The organism is Pectobacterium quasiaquaticum (assembly GCF_014946775.2).
GTDB classification, from domain to species: domain Bacteria; phylum Pseudomonadota; class Gammaproteobacteria; order Enterobacterales; family Enterobacteriaceae; genus Pectobacterium; species Pectobacterium aquaticum.
In genome coordinates, this window is sequence record NZ_CP065177.1 from 2,412,422 (window position 1) to 2,429,440 (window position 17,019).

Here is a 17,019-nt window from a genome sequence, read left to right on the forward strand (position 1 = left end):
CAAACCCTGTTAAATCAAAAGGATGAAAAATAATCAAGCATAACGCAAAAAACAAATCTTCACCTATTATTTACCTGCGCACCATTCGTGTCGTATTTTATTTTTCTACAAAAAATTCGCACACTAATTATTTAATTTTTAGTTAAATAATATATTTACCTATTATTTTAAAACGAGGTCATTATGAGTAACGCTGATGTATCTAGTTTCAAATCCAGTAATAGTATTATCAACATCATTGTTGTTATTGATACGGATAGCATTATTGATGATTTTACAGGTAAAAATCCCAGCAAAAATGAAAAAAGCCCGACCCCTATTGGCCATCAATATTCGTATATGGTTGTCGCTTCTGAATCGGCCATTAGTGGTTCAGGCACAGCCGATCTTAATATCAGTGCCAATGTTGGTGATGTGATTCGCTGGACCGGAACATCAGAATCGGGAAACTTTGACTCCAGTGTATTGATTTATGGTTTGCCAAAATTTGGTGGGCAAGATGTATTTACTAACCCAACCTTTAAAATGTACACAAAGACCTCAATGCTGCCCGCGCAGAACGGTCCTTTTCCAGTAACGTATACCGATCAATCCTACTGGTTCATTCAGGCGGATATCAACCAGAAAGGCAAAGAAAATTACCAAGTGCAATTCGGGTTGTACTATCGTCCAAAAGGGGGCGCGCAGGAGCTTTTTGGTTATTTCCAATGGGACCCGACAATCACTGTCAACAATTAAAAATATATATCGACTCATTGCCTTACTAAAAATGGATGGCCGATTCTTCTTGGCCACCCATTTGTCTATTTTAGAATAACGATAACTACAGCACCGTCACAGAATAATCCTTATCCAATAGTTCAAACGTATAATCCCGCTGCGAAGAGAAAATAATCTCTCGTGCTTTTGTCACAAAGATGGCTTCGATATCCGGCCGATTTTGTAGAAAGTGAATGCCAGCACTCACGCCCATGCCATAAAGCAACGTGGTGTAAATATCGCCGTCGAGAGAGTCGTTCGAGATAACCGTGACGCTGTGCAGTTCATTATCCAGCGGATAACCCGTCCGGGGATCGATAATATGATGATAGATACGATCGTCCACGGTAAAAAAACGTTCATAGACGCCGGATGTCACCACGGATTTGTTCTTCACCTTAATGATGCCAAGTAGGCTATCGCGATCCGCGAAAGGCTTCTGTAACCCGATGCTCCATAGCCCTTGTTCATCCGTCAGTGCGCTGCCGATAGCCAGTACGTTTCCCCCCAGATTGATCAGCGCATCCTGAATCGCATGCTGGTGAAGAACGTCACGGACGATATCGGCAATATAACCTTTCGCAATCGCCCCCAGGTCGATCTCCATTCCGGCGCTTTCTAACAACACGGCGCAGTCCTGCTCTCTGAGAATAATGCGTTCGGGATGCGTTAATGCCAGCGCCCGTTGTATTGACTCGTGGTCAGGCACCGTGCTGCCGCTAAAACCGATTTTCCATAGTTTCACGACAGGACCAATCGCCACGTTAAAGCCGCTGTTTTCAATCAGACTCACCGCTTTGGCCCGTTTAATCAGCTCAAAGACCACCGGGCTGACCGAAACGTACTCTTTCCCCGCCGCATGGTTGATGCTCATCACTTCCGACTGCGCTCGATTAACGGTTAGCCGATCTTCGAGCTGTTTGATGCGTTGGAAAACCTGCCTGACCGCGATTTTATCATGGGCAAACAGTTTGAGCAGAATGGGGCTGCCCATCAGGTGAACGGAATAGACGTAGGCGTTATCGACAGAAGGCATACGGTGACTCCCATGATCGAATGGCGGTACAGAGAGGAGAGGAAACGGTCGGAAAATCGCGAGCGCCCTTTGAGACGCCCGCCATCAGCCTTACTCTTTTATCACGTTCTTTTCTATCACTTACTCTGCGACCAGTGTCGGCTGCTTTTCAGCCGTTTTCGTCGCCGCTTTCGCGAACCTTGCTTTACGTGCCTTCGTTGGAAAAACGTCCGAGCGACGCAGTGCACGCGCATAGGCCGCTGCCTGCATCCCTGCCTGAATGCCGAAGATAATGATATCCGCCACGGCGTTGCCGCCAATGCGGTTCGCCCCGTGAATACCGCCAACCACTTCCCCCGCGGCATAAGCGCCGGAGATCGTCTCTTTATAGCGGTTCAGCACTTCCGCTTTCTCGTTGATGGTGACGCCGCCCATCGTGTGGTGTACGCCCGGTGCTACCTTAATCGCGTAGTAAGGTGCCTGATTCAGCGGATCGCGCATCCCCGTGGTACGGCCAAAGTCTTCATCGTGTTTGTCGGCGATAAAGGCATTGTAACGTTCGAGCGAGGCGTGCAGCGCCGCCTGTGGCATGTCGAGCGTGTCGGCCAGTTCAGCGATGCTGTCCGCGCTGACGGTCAACCCTTGTGCAACATATTCTTCGACTGCCCGATTGCGGTTTCTGACCTGCTCGTCGAACAGGATGTACGCATACTCTTCCGGCAGGTTGACGATGGCGGACGAGACGTTATCCCGCGTCTCCATTTCGTTAAAGAAACGTTCTCCACGCTGCGACACCAGAATGGCTCCGCCGCCGCGAATAGATTCGGAGATCAGATAAGAGGTGGTTTGCTCAACCGTTGGATGGGTTTGAATTTCCCCCATGTCCACCGTATCCGCGCCGATCTGTTCCAGCAGACGAATGCCGCCACCCGTAGCGCCTTTATGGTTGGTGGTGACGAAGCCTTTCAGGTCTGGGCGGTATGACTCCACCATCGCCTGATTGGCACTAAAACCGCCTGTGGCAACAATCACCGCTTTTGTCGCAATCAGGCTTTCTTCGTGCTCATCATTGACGACTCTGACGGCGGTCACTTTGCCCTTCTCTTGCACAATCTCCGTCACCGACGTTTCCAGCAGCACCTCAATATTGTATTTATTGAGGTTCTTAATCAGGCCGCTGACCAGATAGCCGCCCACCGCAGCCCCATTGGCAGGGCGATGCGTTCTGTCAACGCTCATGCCGCCCGTTGTGGTGATATCGCTAAGCTCAATATCGTGCTGCGCCAGCCAGTTAATCGCGTCAGGCGCGTGCTCGACGAAATATTGCACCAGCGCCGGGTTATTCTTCTGTTTGCCACTTTTCAGCGTTTCGTCATAAAACAGCGCCTGGCTATCTTCGATACCTCTATTTTGTTGGAAGACGGTGCCCGCCGCATTCATACCGGCAGAGGCTTTGATGGTGTTGCCGCCGATGACTGGCATCTTTTCAATGACGATAACGCGCGCACCCTCTTCGCTGGCCTGAATCGCCGCCGCCAGCCCCGCGCCGCCGCTGCCAATCACCACCACATCCGCCTCGCGGCGCGCATCGGGGTTACCGCCATCGGCAATAATGGCATCTTTGTTGGATTTCACCATCGCCTTGGTAACGGCTTTTTTAATCGCTTCACTCTGCGCCGTTGCGCCTGTTACGGCATCAACGTGGGGGCTATTGGTATCCAGAATGCGTTCGCGGATAATTTCAAAACTGATTTTCAGTGAATCATCAATTTCGCTATTCTCCAGCGCAATATCGGCGACTCGATTCTGCTCAAAATGAACATGAATTCGCAGCTCGCCACATTCATCCTGAACGTTTTCCTGATAAACCCCGGATTTAAATTTTTTGCCGGTTAAATTCATGTCCCGAATCATGGCTTCAACTAATGAAAAACGCCACAGCGGTTCAGGGATCGTTAATGCTTCACGTTTATCGCTGGCAATATAAAGTTCGAGTTTTTCCTGTTCGGCAATACGATCTGTCCAGTCTGGATAAGCAATACAGGCTCTGCCGACGGCAATCAGGTCATAACCATTTTCCAGCGCCGCATCGACGTCTGCCTGATTGACAATATCTCCTACGCCAATAACCGGAATCGCTGCTAATGTCGCGGAACGGCGGGCAACATATTTCTTAATCAGCGGCGTCGGGTCATTTGTTTCGACAATAGACGCGCGCAGAATATTGCCCATAGAGAAATGAACGTAATCCAGCCCGCGTGCCGCTAATTTTTCCAACAGATAGAGCGAATCATCAAAATGAATGCCGGGTTCTTCGATCTCTTCCGGCGAGAAACGATAGCCGATAATAAAGGAAGGATCGGCGTATTTATCCGCGACCTCATGAACGATATCCAACACCGCCAGCGGGAAAGCCGTGCGTTTGTCACGGCTGCCGCCCCATTTATCTGAGCGTTGATTAGAGTGCGGAGAATAGAACTGTTGGATCAGGTAGGTATTCGCGCCGTGAATTTCCACACCATCGAAACCCGCCTGAATGGCACGATGAACGGCAGCGCCAAACTTGCCGATCATGGCGTCGACCTCGTCGCCCGACAGCGCCACCGGAACGATGGCACCCGCGCGCGGCGCAGCAATGGCACTCGGAGCAACGGGCGTCGCACCACCGATAAAACGCGGTTCGACCATCCGGCCGCCGTGATAAATTTGCAGGATCGCCGTCGACCCTTTTTCTTTAATCGCCGTCGCAATTTTGGCCAATCCGGCAATTTTGTCGTCGTTGTCGATTCCTATCGCACCGGGAAAAGCCAACCCTTTGTCATCAATAAAACAGCACTCCACAATCACGGTGCCGATGCTGCCTGCTCTGGCCTGATAATATTCCACCAGCTCTTTGGTCACTCCCCCATCGTAGAAACCGCTACAGGTGGTCATCGGTGCCATTAGTACCCGGTTTTTCAGCGTCGCGCCGTTGGGGAGAGTAAAAGCAGCAAATAAATCATGGTGACTATTCTTCATAATGAATACTCCACTTAAAATAAAAACTCTGTTCGCGAATGAATCAGAAACCGCCATGTTTGTTTTTATTAATTTTTCTGGCTGATAATTTGCGAACTTATTACTTACCAAGTATCTATTTTTTTTGATGTTATAAAATGTTTTCTTACTATTTAAACTATTTTGTAGATCCGCTTTTATTAGGGATATTCGCACAACTCTTTTTTATATTTAATATTCCATTCACTTCATTAACATCTCTTTATCCTGAAGATAACCAATCGGATATTATTGATATTCTGCATAACAAAAAAAACGCCCCAGTAAACAATAATACCGGGGCGCAACAGGAAGAAATAAAATGATTATTGGTGTTGATAGGTCGTCGTACGAACGCCGTTAATGTACAGCTGACGCTGCTCGCCAGCTGGCAGGCGTAGCGTCGCGTGTCGCCAGGCGGGCTGATATCGCCCTTCCGATGTAAACGTCACGTCAATCCGTTGGCTATCCGTGCGGATTTCCCAGCGCAGCCACAGCGCGTGTCCTTCACGCCATTGCCACGTCTCACCATCATCTTCAAACAGCAGTCCGCTGTCCGTGCCGCCAGCGACAGGCGGGAAGAGCAGGAATTCACGCTGATTATCTTCATGCGGACTGACGTGTGCCGTTCGCCCCGACAACGGGATCATCGCCCCCGCGCGGACCAGCAGCGGAAGGCGCTCCAGCGGCGCATCCAGCACGATCGTCTGTCCGCCGCTGAACCACTGGCCGGAATGAAAATCGTACCAGCCTGACGTATTCGCCGGCAGGTACACCGTGCGCTGGCGCTGCCCCGCTTCAACCACGCTGGCAACCAGAATATCTCGTCCCAGCATGAAATCGTCGGTTTCTTCCAGCGTCGCGCTGTCCTGCTCGTGGTCGAGGAACGTCGGGCGCAGCATCGGCTCATCGTCCGCACTGGCCTGCCACAGCAAGGTATAAAAATACGGCAGCAGACGGTAACGAAGCTCAATGGCGCTGCGTATCGCAGGCGTTACCGCGGGGTACATCCACGGTTCGTTCACCGTATGGTCGTCATTCCAGGAATGAATGGTGAAACGCGGGTGCATCACGCCGTTTTGTACCCAGCGCACAAAAAGCTCGGCGTCCGGCTTATCGCCCGAAAACCCGCCGACGTCGTGCCCGACATTAAACAGGCCGGACAGGCTCATCCCGATTCCCATCCGCGTGTTGTAACGCAGCGTCTGCCAGTTGGTGCGGTTATCGCCGCTCCAGGTCTGCACATAGCGCTGCATTCCCGCACAGCCGGAACGCGAAATCAAATAAGGACGTAGCGTCGGCGCAAAGCGCTGCTGTGCCTCCAGCGAGGCGCGCATCATCAGCAACGGCATCAGTGGGCGAATGTGTTTGATCGCCATCGTGTCGCCGAATCCGTGGCAGCGGGCTTCGCCATCCCAGACTTCATATTCGTTATTGTCATTCCACGTTGAATCAATCCCTTTCTCCAGTAGTTGTCGGGTGACGTTTTCCTGCCACCACGCCACCGTTGCCGGATTGGTGAAATCAAGGTGCGAACCTTCATCGTCCCAAAAGCTGGAGCGCTCTGGCACATCGGATTCGGAATCGCGGATAAACAGACCCTGCGCCGACACTTCTTCATATTTCGGGTGATCTTGCAGTAAACAGGGTTTGATATTGGCAGCCAGCTTGAGGCCCGCATCATGGAAGGCCTGCGACATCACCTCCGGCTGGGGGACTTTGTCGTAGTTCCAGTTAAACACATAGCGCTTATTGTTAATCGACGTGTAGCCGGACGAAAGTTGGAACGAATCACACGGAATGTTGTGCTCACGGCACAGCGCGATAAATTTCATCAGTTGCTGCTGCGCGTCCGGTGCGTCGGTGTAATGCATGGTGGAACCGCTGTAGCCTAGGCTCCACTTTGGCCCAAAGAGCGTTTTCCCCGTCAGCCGAACGAACGCTTTCGTTACATCCAACACGCGCGGCCCGATGAACAGGTAATAATCGAGATCGCCCGCCTCTGCCTGATAGCGCCGATAAGCCAGATGATAGTTATCGATCTCATTGCCGAGATCGAGCCAGGTCGTGCTCAGGTTATCGTAAAACAGGCCGAAACTGACATCGTCGCGCCGGGTAATGGTAAACGGAACATGCTTATACAGCGGATCGGTGCTCGCCGCGTTGTAGCCCATCGCGTCCAGATTGCGGAACTCAAACCGGCGTCCGGTGCGTTCAAGGTCGCCCGCTTTTTCACCCAGCCCGTAATAGCGCTCAGTCGGGAAACGGCGCTGATAGTGCGCCACGCCATCACCGTGTGGGTTGAGTAGATAGGCGCTGGTTGGGCGATCGGCGGCAAACGGCTGCCATTCGCCCTGTTCATCGCAATATTCCCACGCCAGCCACAGCGGTTGATGAATCGTAATACGCATCCGCGCGGTGCTGATACGCAGCGCATCGTCCAACTGTTCCAGTGAGAATCCCGGCAGGCTGAAACCGTCGCTACTTTCGCGGCTGCGCCCCTGCCAGGGGACATCCTGCTGCGGCGCGATGCTCCAGGTGCGGTTCAGTTTCAGCTCGCCATGCTGTTTAACCAGCACGCGGGCCAACATCGGTTCCAGCACGTACAGGCGAAACACATGCTTGTCGTCCACCAGCAGCTCAACATGGTCGGCGCTCTGATGGCGGAACACCCAATTTTTCAACGTTTTCATACAACATCCTTTTCAGGAAAAAATAAATGAACCGTTATGCCTGCGACCGCGTTTTCCCACGACGTTCAGCAATAAATGCGATCAAGAAGATTGCACCGATCAGATCGAAGAATCCCATCGCGACAAACAGCGGGTTAAACCCAATTTTGTCGGCGGTGACGCCAATCAGCAGCGAGAACAGGAAGCTGGCAATCCAGGCAAACGAACCGCGCATCCCGTTCACGGTTGCCATCTGCCCTTTATCAAACGATTCCACCACCAGTGCGCTCAACATGCAGGAAATCACCTGATGACCAAACCCACCGATGGAAATCAGCAGAATCGCCACCCACGGATCTTTACTGACGGCGACCAGCGCCAGCGACAGCATCAAAAACGCGCCCGTGACCGAACTCGCCACAATCGAGTTAACGCGCGAGCAGCCGAACCAGCGGGTATACAGTCGGGTGAGATAGCCACTGGCAATACTGCCAAGATCGGCGGCAAGAAACGGCAACCACGCGAACATCGCAATTTGTTTCAGATCCATCCCGCGTTCATTCGCCAAATAGAGCGGCACCCAGAAACTAAGCACGGCCCACGCGGGCTCCGCCATAAAGGCTGGAATCGCGATACCGTAAAAGCGTTTGTTTTTTGAGACCGTTTTCAGTGCGGTGAAGAAAGGCAGTTTGACCGGAGGCGCCTCATTGTCCTGACGGATGAAATCCAGTTCCTCTCGGCTTAAATTCGGGTGATCTTCGGGGTTGTGGTAGAACAACCACCACAGCGCCACCCACAGCAGCGCCAGCCCACCGCTGAACATAAACGCGCCCTGCCAGCCCAGATAGGCATGCGCCACAACGATAATCGGCGGTGCCAGCATCGCACCGATGGAGAAACCGACACCGGCCCAACCTGCCGCAACCGGTCGTTCCTTTTTAGGGAACCACTCGCCCAGCGTTTTGGCATTCGCCGGTGTCGCTGCCGCTTCTGACGCGCCCATAAAGAAACGCAAGATCGCCAGATGCAGCCAGCTTCCCGCCCCTGCGTGGAAGATACACATCAGCGCCCAGATCACCGCGCAGATCATAAAGCCCATTTTCAGACCGATGACATCGATCAGCCAGCCGCAAATCGGCTGGAAAATGGTATAGGCCAGTTGAAATGCACCGACAATCCAGGAATATTGCTCGGTGGTAATGCCCATACTGGTTTTCAGTTCCGGTGCCAGAATGCCCAGCGAATTACGGGTGATGTAATTCACAGTAACGCCGAGCAGGAACAGGCTCAGCACCCACCAGCGTAAATTTCTGAATGTCCGTTTACCTTTGGTAGCGATGGAGGACGAATTGATGTCGAGACTCATGGGGACTCCTTTACAGGAAAGTAGGGTTACATTGGTCTGATATCTCGACGGCATTTTTGTATTTATAGCCTATCGAACAATCAAACCATTTTCATATCATTGTATTTATTGAGTTAAATCCTGTTTTACTGCATCTAACCACTGAAATTGGTTTACCAAATCGAGAGTAGAACAATTGAAAATCGTGAAACACTCACTTTTTTGAAAACATTTTCATGCTATGGTCAAAATGCAGACAAAACCCTGCTTATATCGCCTGAAAATAGGTAACAGATAGCTATGAAAACTTTGTCATTTTCGAAGGTGAACGGGATCACAAAATGAAAGGAAACCTGAAAATACGCGAAATTGCGCAGCGGACGGGCTACTCGATCAGTACGGTTTCACGCGTGCTGTCTGGTCAGTCCAATACCAGCGAGCAGGCAAAAGCGGACATTCTCAACTGCGCCCGCCAGTGTGGTGTACTGGCCGATCTCGCCAATGGCCGTTTGCTGTTGAACGGACTCACTATCTTCGCCCCACCGCGCGCTTTTGATATTCGGTCCGACATCTTCTATCACAAGGTGGTACAGAGCATCATTGATGCCCTGAAGCCACACGATGTGCGAGTGCGCTACTGCGGGCTGGAGGAAAATGACAGCGATGCGGCGCTATTTTTAGACAAAATGCGCGATCCGGCCACGGAGGCGGCGCTGCTGATCGGCATCGACGACCCCTATATTCACGCACTGGCGGCGGACAGCGATAAGCCCTGCATATTGATTAACTGCATCGATCGTAAAATGCGATTGCCGGGTGTGGCCCCCGCACACCGTTTGATAGGCGAGTTCTCCGCCCACTATCTCTTCGAGCAAGGGCATCATACCGTGTTGACGCTGCTGTGCCTGCGTCGCTACACGATGGAGCTGCGTCTGGACGGGATTCGGGATGCCTATCAGCACCACAATCTGCCGTTTTCCTCTGAGGATAATTTGCTGGCGTTGGATAATTTCAGCACGACGGATGCCGAACAGACGATGACGGCCTTTTTAACCCGCTGCCCGCAAGATAAATGGCCTACGGCTATTCTCGCAGGCGGCGATTTCATTGCGGTCGGGGTGGTCAATGCTTTGACCAAAGCAGGACTGCGCGTGCCGCAAGATGTCTCGGTGATGAGCATGGACGGATTCAATCTGTCGGCCATTCACGACGTCCCGCTCACATCGGTGCATGTACCGCGTGAGGCACTGGGCGAAGAGGCCGTCAGGCTGTTGCAATATCGCCTGATCCGCCCCGAAGCCCCTCTAGGCAACCTGCTACTAAACGGTACGCTGGTGGTTCGCCAGTCAGTCAGGCGACTGCGCGCTAGTAAATCAGTGGCACCGGTACAGGACGAAAGCCTTTACGACTGAGCCTGCAACCACGCCTGCGCGCGTCAAAGAAGTTCTAGCGCAGTTGCGCCACATGGCCGCGATTTCTCAGCAGTCGCCGCGCGTGATTTGGACCTGGGCGATGGGGATGACCCAGCACAGGCATTCCGTCGCCAGCGTGCGGGAAATCAGTCACGTGCACGGCAGGTGAATACGTTCACATCAGCGTTGACTTTACTCGAGTTTATCGCGCTTCTGCCGTCGTTCTGCGACCACACTTCCCCCGATTATTCTTGCCGCCAGCACCCGATTCGAGTAAAACTGTGAACCGCTAATTGAGCCACTCACAAACCGTATTTCTGGACGCTATGTTTCAAGATAATCCGCTGCTTGCACAGCTAAAACAGCAACTTCACTCTCAGACACCGCGTGTTGAAGGTGTCGTCAAAGGCACCGATAAAGGATTTGGCTTTCTTGAAGCTGACGGACAAAAAAGCTATTTCATTCCCCCTCCGCACATGAAAAAAGTGATGCACGGTGACCGGATTACCGCCACCCTGCATACGGAAAAAGAGCGGGAAATTGTCGAGCCAGAAACGCTGATCGAACCCTTCCTTACCCGATTTGTTGGGCGCATCCATAAAAAAGACGACCGCTTATCCATTACGCCTGACCACCCGCTGCTGAAAGATGCCATTCCTTGCCGCGCCGCGCGCGATGTCACGCACGATTTTCAGGAAGGCGATTGGGCCGTAGCCGAAATGCGCCGTCACCCGTTGAAGGGCGACCGTGGATTTCATGCTGAACTGACGCAGTACATCACGACGGGCGATGACCCGCTGGTGCCGTGGTGGGTGACATTGTCACGGCATAATCTGGAGCGCACGGCCCCAGAGGTTGAAACGACTGAGCGCCATGATGACGAACTCGTCCGTGAAGATCTCACTGCATTAAGTTTCGTCACTATCGACAGCGCCAGCACCGAAGATATGGACGATGCGCTATACGTACAGGAAAACGACGATGGTTCACTGCAATTAACCATCGCGATTGCCGATCCGACCGCGTATGTCGTAGCGGGTAGCGAGTTGGACAACATTGCACGCCAGCGCGCCTTTACCAACTATCTGCCCGGTTTCAACATCCCGATGCTGCCGCGCCCGCTGTCGGACGATATCTGTTCCCTGCGCCCGGACGAGCGCCGCCCTGTCCTCGCCTGCCGCGTGACGATTGCCGCCGACGGTGCGTTGGGTGACGACATTCACTTCTTTGCCGCCTGGATCGAATCCAAAGCCAAGTTAGCGTATGACAACGTCTCTGACTGGCTGGAAAATCAAGGCGAATGGCAGCCGCAAAACGACGTAATTGCTGAACAAATTCGTTTACTGCACCGCCTCTGTCTGGCTCGTAGCGAATGGCGCACCACCCACGCGCTGGTATTTAAAGATCGCCCAGATTACCGCTTCCTGCTGGGTGAGAAAGGCGATGTGTTGGATATCGTGGTTGAACATCGCCGCATCGCCAACCGTATCGTTGAAGAATCCATGATTGCGGCCAACGTCTGTGCGGCCATTGTGCTGCGCGATAAGCTGGGTTTCGGCATCTATAACGTGCACAACGGCTTCGATCCTGCGTCTATTGAACAGGCGGTTGCCGTATTGGATACCCACGGCGTTCAAGCTGACGCGCAAGCGCTATTGACGCTGGAGGGCTTCTGCACGCTGCGCCGCGAACTGGATGCCCAGCCGACACAGTTCCTGGACAGCCGCATTCGTCGCTTCCAATCGTTCGCGGAAGTGAGCACCACGCCGGGGCCGCACTTTGGTCTGGGGCTGGAAGCCTACGCCACCTGGACATCGCCGATCCGTAAATACGGCGACATGGTGAACCACCGTTTGTTGAAAGCGGTTATCACCGGACAGGCAGCGGAAAAACCGCAGGACGACGTCACGATACAGCTGGCAGAACGCCGCCGCCTTAATCGTATGGCTGAGCGCGATGTCGGTGACTGGCTGTACGCCCGCTACCTTAAAGATAAAGCCGGTACGGATAGTCGCTTCAATGCGGAAATCATAGACATCACACGTGGTGGCCTGCGCGTTCGCCTGCTGGACAACGGCGCGGTGGCGTTTATCCCGTCCTCCTTTATCCATGCCGTGCGTGATGAGCTGGTATGCAGTCAGGAAATGGGCACCCTGTCAGTGAAAGGCGAAGTCGTTTATCGCCAAGGAGATACGTTGGACGTCGTTATCGCTGAGGTTCGTCTGGAAACCCGCAGCATCGTGGCAAAACCTGCCGCGTAAGTGACATGCCGCCGAGCCATCTCGGCGGACGTGCAACCCTCATCACAGGAGTGTTCCCGATGAAGAAAATAGCAATCGGTACATCCACGATGCAGGCCTCCAACATTGCGTTGGGCTGTATGCGGATGGCAAAGAAAAGCACAAGTGAAGCGGCTGACATCCTTAATGCCTCTGTCGAGGTGGGTATCGATTTCTTCGATCACGCTGATATCTATGGCTCAGGCCTGTCGGAAGAGGTTTTCGCCGCGGGTTTACAGAAGACCTCTATCCGTCGGGAATCCCTTTTCCTGCAATCCAAATGCGGTATCCGTAAGGGCTTTTTTGATTTTTCCAAAGCGCACATCATTGCGTCCGTTGAAGCCAGCCTGCAACGCTTAAAAACAGACTATCTTGATGCGCTCCTGCTGCATCGTCCAGATACGCTATTTGAACCTGACGAAGTCGCTGCCGCATTTGATGCACTGGAAACCAGCGGAAAAGTGCGCCATTTCGGCGTTAGTAATCAGAACCCGTTGCAGATTGAGCTGCTGAAGCAATCCGTACGCCAGCCGCTGATTGCCAACCAATTGCAGTTCAGCATCATGCATACCGGTATGATTGATGCGGGTTTTAACGTGAATATGACGACCCCAGCATCGGTGAATCATGATGGTGCGATTCTGGAATACAGCCGTCTGAATACGATGACAATTCAGGCCTGGTCGCCTTTCCAGTACGGCTTTTTTGACGGTGTATTCCTCGATAACGAGAAGTTCCCCAAACTGAACGCCACTCTTGATCGCCTCGCCGAGCAGCATCACGTCACCAATACCGCGATCGCCACCGCGTGGATCTTGCGCCATCCTGCCGCGATGCAGGTGATTATCGGCACCATGAGCCCGGAACGTATCCGTGACATCGCAGCGGCGTCTACCCTGTCGCTCAGCCGCGAAGAATGGTACGAAATTTACCGCGCCGCCGGGAACGTCCTGCCCTAAGAAAGGTTTTGTCTTCAGTACACAAGCCCTGCTTATCCCTTGCAGGGCTTCACCTTTTTACCGCTCCAGCACGTTAGCCCTTGTTTGGCCTTTAATTTTCTTTACAAAAATTCACCTTCGCTCACATTTTCTCATCCATTCCCTTCTCTTCGCCATTAAACCCACTATTGTTAAATTGCATTAACACCCGCGCTATATACCCCAAATAATTCGAGTTGCAGGAAGGCGGCAAACGCATGAATCCCCAGGAGCTTACACAAGTAAGTGACTGGGGTGAGTAAGAGAAGCCAACGCACATGCAGCTTGAAGTATTACGGTATACCTTTTCTGAATAACGAAGGAGCCGTTGTTATGAATAACGTAAAGAGCATTGTGATCTGGCTGCTAGTCGGCCTGGCGGGCGCCTTTTCGTTCGCCACGCTGGCGCTAAGCCGCGGTGAACACGTCAGTGCCGTGTGGTTGGTTATCGCGGCGGTATCGTGTTACAGCATCGCCTATCGGTTTTACAGCCTGTTTATCGCCAAAAAAGTGTTTGAGCTCGACGATCGCCGACTGACACCGGCGGAGCGTCATAACGACGGTTTGGATTACGTTCCCACCAATAAATGGGTACTGTTCGGCCACCACTTCGCCGCTATCGCGGGGGCTGGGCCGCTGGTTGGGCCTATTCTCGCCGCACAGATGGGTTTCCTCCCTGGTACGATCTGGATCTTGGTCGGCGTGATGCTGGCGGGTGCCGTGCAGGATTTTCTGGTGCTGTTTATCTCAACCCGCCGGGACGGTCGTTCTCTGGGTGAGATGGCAAAACAGGAGCTGGGCACGTTCGCGGGGATTATCACCATGCTCGGTGCGCTGGGCGTGATGATCATCATTCTCTCGGCGCTGGCGCTAGTCGTCGTTAAGGCGCTGGCAGAAAGTCCGTGGGGATTGTTCACGATTGCCGCCACTATCCCTATCGCACTCTTCATGGGCGTTTACATGCGCTTTTTACGTCCGGGCAAAATCGCTGAAGTGTCCATCATCGGCTTTGTGCTAATGATGCTGGCGATTGTCTACGGCGGTAACATCGCTGTACACCCTTACTGGGGGCCGTTCTTCACGCTAAAAGGGACGTCACTCACCTGGGTACTGGTGATTTACGGCTTCGTGGCATCTGTCCTGCCCGTCTGGCTGCTGCTGGCACCGCGTGATTATCTCTCTACGTTCCTGAAAATCGGGGTTATTGTCGGGCTGGCCTTCGGTATTGTATTCGCGATGCCGGAAATGAAAATGCCTGCCGTTTCCCGTTTTATTGACGGCAGCGGCCCAGTCTTCTCGGGTACGCTGTTCCCCTTCCTGTTTATCACCATCGCCTGCGGTGCGATTTCCGGCTTCCACGCACTGGTTTCCAGCGGCACCACGCCGAAGTTGATTGAACGAGAAAGTCATATCCGCTTCATCGGCTATGGTGCCATGCTGATGGAATCCTTCGTGGCGATTATGGCGCTGATTTGTGCCTCGGTTATCGAACCGGGTATCTACTTCGCCATGAACTCACCCGCCGCCTTGATCGGCACCACGGTTGAGAGCGCCTCGTTAGCCATCAACAACTGGGGATTTGTGATTACCCCGCAGGAATTGAGTGCCATTGCCAATGACGTTGGCGAAGCCTCTATTCTTTCCCGCGCCGGCGGTGCGCCGACCTTCGCGGTGGGCATGGCCTACATCATCACCGAAATCTTTAACAGCCGGGCGATGATGGCATTCTGGTATCACTTCGCGATTCTGTTTGAAGCCCTGTTCATTCTGACTGCCGTTGACGCCGGGACGCGCGCCTGTCGTTTCATGGTGCAGGATCTGGTCGGTATTGCGATTCCAAGATTAGCAAACAGCCACTCCTGGCTGGGGAATCTAGCCGGTACAACCGTCGCCGTTTCCGGTTGGGGATTCTTCGTCTATCAGGGCGTGATCGATCCGCTGGGCGGGATCAATACACTCTGGCCGCTGTTCGGTATCGGTAACCAGATGCTGGCCTCGATGGCGTTGATTCTCGGCACCGTGGTGTTGTTTAAGATGAAGAAGCAGCGCTATGCGTGGGTGACTATCGTGCCTACCGTCTGGCTGTTTATCACGTCGATGACGGCGGGTTGGCAGAAAATCTTCCATGAAAAACCGAGCATCGGCTTTCTGGCCCAGGCGAAACGCTTCGCGGCGGGTATTGAACAGAATACGCTGATCGCACCGGCCAAATCGATTAAAGACATGGAAACCATCGTCTTCAGTAACCAGATCAACGCCGCGCTGTGTGGGTTCTTCATGCTGGTTGCGGTAACAATGCTGGTTTCCGCATTCTTCGTCATTCGTCGTGCAATGAATAGCGATCTCCCAACGGCAAAAGAGAGCCCGATTGTCTTACGAGACGGCGCTCAGCCTTAAACGCCACCGTTGCCCATGCCTCAATCCCTCCTTCGTGGAGGGATTTTTTATGGCGTCTCCCTGGCCGCCACCCTTACGAATTTAGCACGGAGCTTGTGCCGTTCAGGAGCAAGGTTATCAAGCCCAACAAATAGCAATAGCGCCGCATTGGCGGCGCTATATGGCTTAAAGATAATGAGGAAGAAATTGCTGCGGTTTATTGTCCGTAATACGCGTTCTTGCCGTGCTTGCGTAAGTAGTGTTTATCCAACAGCGTTTGCTGCATCTCGCCCAACTGAGGCGTTAGCTGGCGTGAGAAAATCCCCATGTAGGCAAGCTCTTCCAGAACAACCGCGTTGTGCACCGCATTGTCTGCATCTTTCCCCCACGCAAAGGGACCATGCGAGTTAACCAATACGGCAGGAACATCCACCGGTGAAATGCCACGCTGGCGGAAGGTTTCGACGATCACCCTGCCCGTTTCCCACTCGTAGCGACCGTTGATTTCCGCATCTGCCATCAGGCGTGTACAGGGAATAGGGCCATAAAAGTAGTCCGCATGCGTCGTTCCCCACGCGGGGATATCTTTGCCCGCTTGCGCCCAGATCGTGGCATGGCGGGAATGGGTATGCACAATGCCGCCGATCTCGGCAAATTCCAGATACAGCACGCGGTGGGTATCGGTATCTGACGACGGTTTCTTCGTCCCCTCCACCACGTTGCCGCTTTCCAGTTCAACGACAACCATATCCTCCAGCGTCATGGCCGAATACTCCACGCCGGAAGGTTTGATCACCATCAGGCCGCGCTGTCGATCCACCGCACTGACATTTCCCCAGGTAAACGTCACCAGATTGTGCTGCGGCAAGGCCAGATTGGCTTTCAATACCTGTTTTTTTAGCGTTTCTAACATAACAGCCTCCCCTCGACGCGATAACACCATTCTCGCGGCCTGACGAGATCGTCGCTATGGGCTAAATCGCTAAAGACCTAGCGGTGTTCTGCTATGGAAAAAAGAAAGAGACACCCCGCAGGATTGGGCAAAAAAAACAACCATTCCTATCAATTATTGCCATCGTTAACATAACGCAGGGGAATTAAGAGTTTTTACCTGTTGCCGTTTTTCCCGATGATTATACTTGTCGTCA

The 17,019-nt window shown here is 52.9% G+C and carries 10 protein-coding genes; 5 read left to right on the plus strand and 5 right to left on the minus strand.

Features of this window, described 5'->3' with window-relative positions; translation table 11 throughout:
- The first annotated feature begins 183 nt into the window (after positions 1-183).
- On the plus strand, positions 184-738 hold the full coding sequence (locus tag IG609_RS11065; RefSeq protein ID WP_116166526.1) for an inclusion body family protein: 555 nt from the start codon (positions 184-186) through the stop codon (positions 736-738).
- Between the two features lie 85 nt (positions 739-823).
- Here the strand turns inward: IG609_RS11065 and IG609_RS11070 are convergent, their stop codons facing one another.
- The 4 genes from IG609_RS11070 to IG609_RS11085 form a co-directional block, all read right to left on the minus strand.
- On the minus strand, positions 824-1,795 hold the full coding sequence (locus tag IG609_RS11070; RefSeq protein ID WP_193397025.1) for an FAD:protein FMN transferase: 972 nt from the start codon (positions 1,793-1,795) through the stop codon (positions 824-826).
- Positions 1,796-1,915: 120 nt separating this feature from the next.
- The gene (locus IG609_RS11075) at positions 1,916-4,792 is read right to left on the minus strand and encodes a flavocytochrome c (RefSeq protein WP_193397026.1); all 2,877 of its coding nucleotides are present in this window, start codon (positions 4,790-4,792) and stop codon (positions 1,916-1,918) included.
- Positions 4,793-5,136: 344 nt separating this feature from the next.
- The gene (locus IG609_RS11080) at positions 5,137-7,503 is read right to left on the minus strand and encodes a glycoside hydrolase family 31 protein (RefSeq protein ID WP_193397027.1); all 2,367 of its coding nucleotides are present in this window, start codon (positions 7,501-7,503) and stop codon (positions 5,137-5,139) included.
- 34 nt (positions 7,504-7,537) lie between these two features.
- Positions 7,538-8,848, minus strand: a complete 1,311-nt coding sequence (locus IG609_RS11085; protein WP_193397028.1) for an MFS transporter — start codon at positions 8,846-8,848, stop codon at positions 7,538-7,540.
- A 320-nt stretch (positions 8,849-9,168) separates the two neighbouring features.
- On the opposite strand from IG609_RS11085, the gene IG609_RS11090 reads away from it, so the two are divergent.
- The 4 genes from IG609_RS11090 to IG609_RS11105 all read left to right on the plus strand — a co-directional run bounded on the left by IG609_RS11090 (position 9,169) and on the right by IG609_RS11105 (position 15,892).
- On the plus strand, positions 9,169-10,239 hold the full coding sequence (locus tag IG609_RS11090) for a LacI family DNA-binding transcriptional regulator (protein WP_193397029.1): 1,071 nt from the start codon (positions 9,169-9,171) through the stop codon (positions 10,237-10,239).
- Positions 10,240-10,565: 326 nt separating this feature from the next.
- Positions 10,566-12,500 carry an exoribonuclease II gene (locus IG609_RS11095; protein ID WP_116226684.1) on the plus strand — a complete coding sequence of 645 codons (1,935 nt, stop codon included), beginning with the start codon at positions 10,566-10,568 and terminating at the stop codon, positions 12,498-12,500.
- Positions 12,501-12,559: 59 nt separating this feature from the next.
- Entirely contained in the window at positions 12,560-13,477 is a 918-nt protein-coding gene (locus IG609_RS11100; RefSeq protein ID WP_193397030.1) for an aldo/keto reductase, read from the plus strand.
- Positions 13,478-13,828: 351 nt separating this feature from the next.
- The gene (locus tag IG609_RS11105; RefSeq protein WP_193397031.1) at positions 13,829-15,892 is read left to right on the plus strand and encodes a carbon starvation CstA family protein; all 2,064 of its coding nucleotides are present in this window, start codon (positions 13,829-13,831) and stop codon (positions 15,890-15,892) included.
- Between the two features lie 196 nt (positions 15,893-16,088).
- Here the strand turns inward: IG609_RS11105 and araD are convergent, their stop codons facing one another.
- Positions 16,089-16,784 (minus strand): L-ribulose-5-phosphate 4-epimerase, encoded by a 696-nt coding sequence (araD, locus tag IG609_RS11110; protein WP_193397032.1) that lies wholly within the window; start codon positions 16,782-16,784, stop codon positions 16,089-16,091.
- Between the last annotated feature and the right edge of the window lie 235 nt (positions 16,785-17,019).

Bases quoted from the DNA above. Each gene is read 5' to 3' on its own strand.
- IG609_RS11080 (WP_193397027.1), bottom strand. From the start codon at position 7,503: ATGAAAACGTTGAAAAATTGGGTGTTCCGCCATCAGAGCGCCGACCAT.
- IG609_RS11070 (WP_193397025.1), bottom strand. From the start codon at position 1,795: ATGCCTTCTGTCGATAACGCCTACGTCTATTCCGTTCACCTGATGGGC.
- araD (WP_193397032.1), bottom strand. From the start codon at position 16,784: ATGTTAGAAACGCTAAAAAAACAGGTATTGAAAGCCAATCTGGCCTTG.
- IG609_RS11095 (WP_116226684.1), top strand. From the start codon at position 10,566: ATGTTTCAAGATAATCCGCTGCTTGCACAGCTAAAACAGCAACTTCAC.
- IG609_RS11090 (WP_193397029.1), top strand. From the start codon at position 9,169: ATGAAAGGAAACCTGAAAATACGCGAAATTGCGCAGCGGACGGGCTAC.
- IG609_RS11085 (WP_193397028.1), bottom strand. From the start codon at position 8,848: ATGAGTCTCGACATCAATTCGTCCTCCATCGCTACCAAAGGTAAACGG.
- IG609_RS11100 (WP_193397030.1), top strand. From the start codon at position 12,560: ATGAAGAAAATAGCAATCGGTACATCCACGATGCAGGCCTCCAACATT.
- IG609_RS11105 (WP_193397031.1), top strand. From the start codon at position 13,829: ATGAATAACGTAAAGAGCATTGTGATCTGGCTGCTAGTCGGCCTGGCG.
- IG609_RS11075 (WP_193397026.1), bottom strand. From the start codon at position 4,792: ATGAAGAATAGTCACCATGATTTATTTGCTGCTTTTACTCTCCCCAAC.
- IG609_RS11065 (WP_116166526.1), top strand. From the start codon at position 184: ATGAGTAACGCTGATGTATCTAGTTTCAAATCCAGTAATAGTATTATC.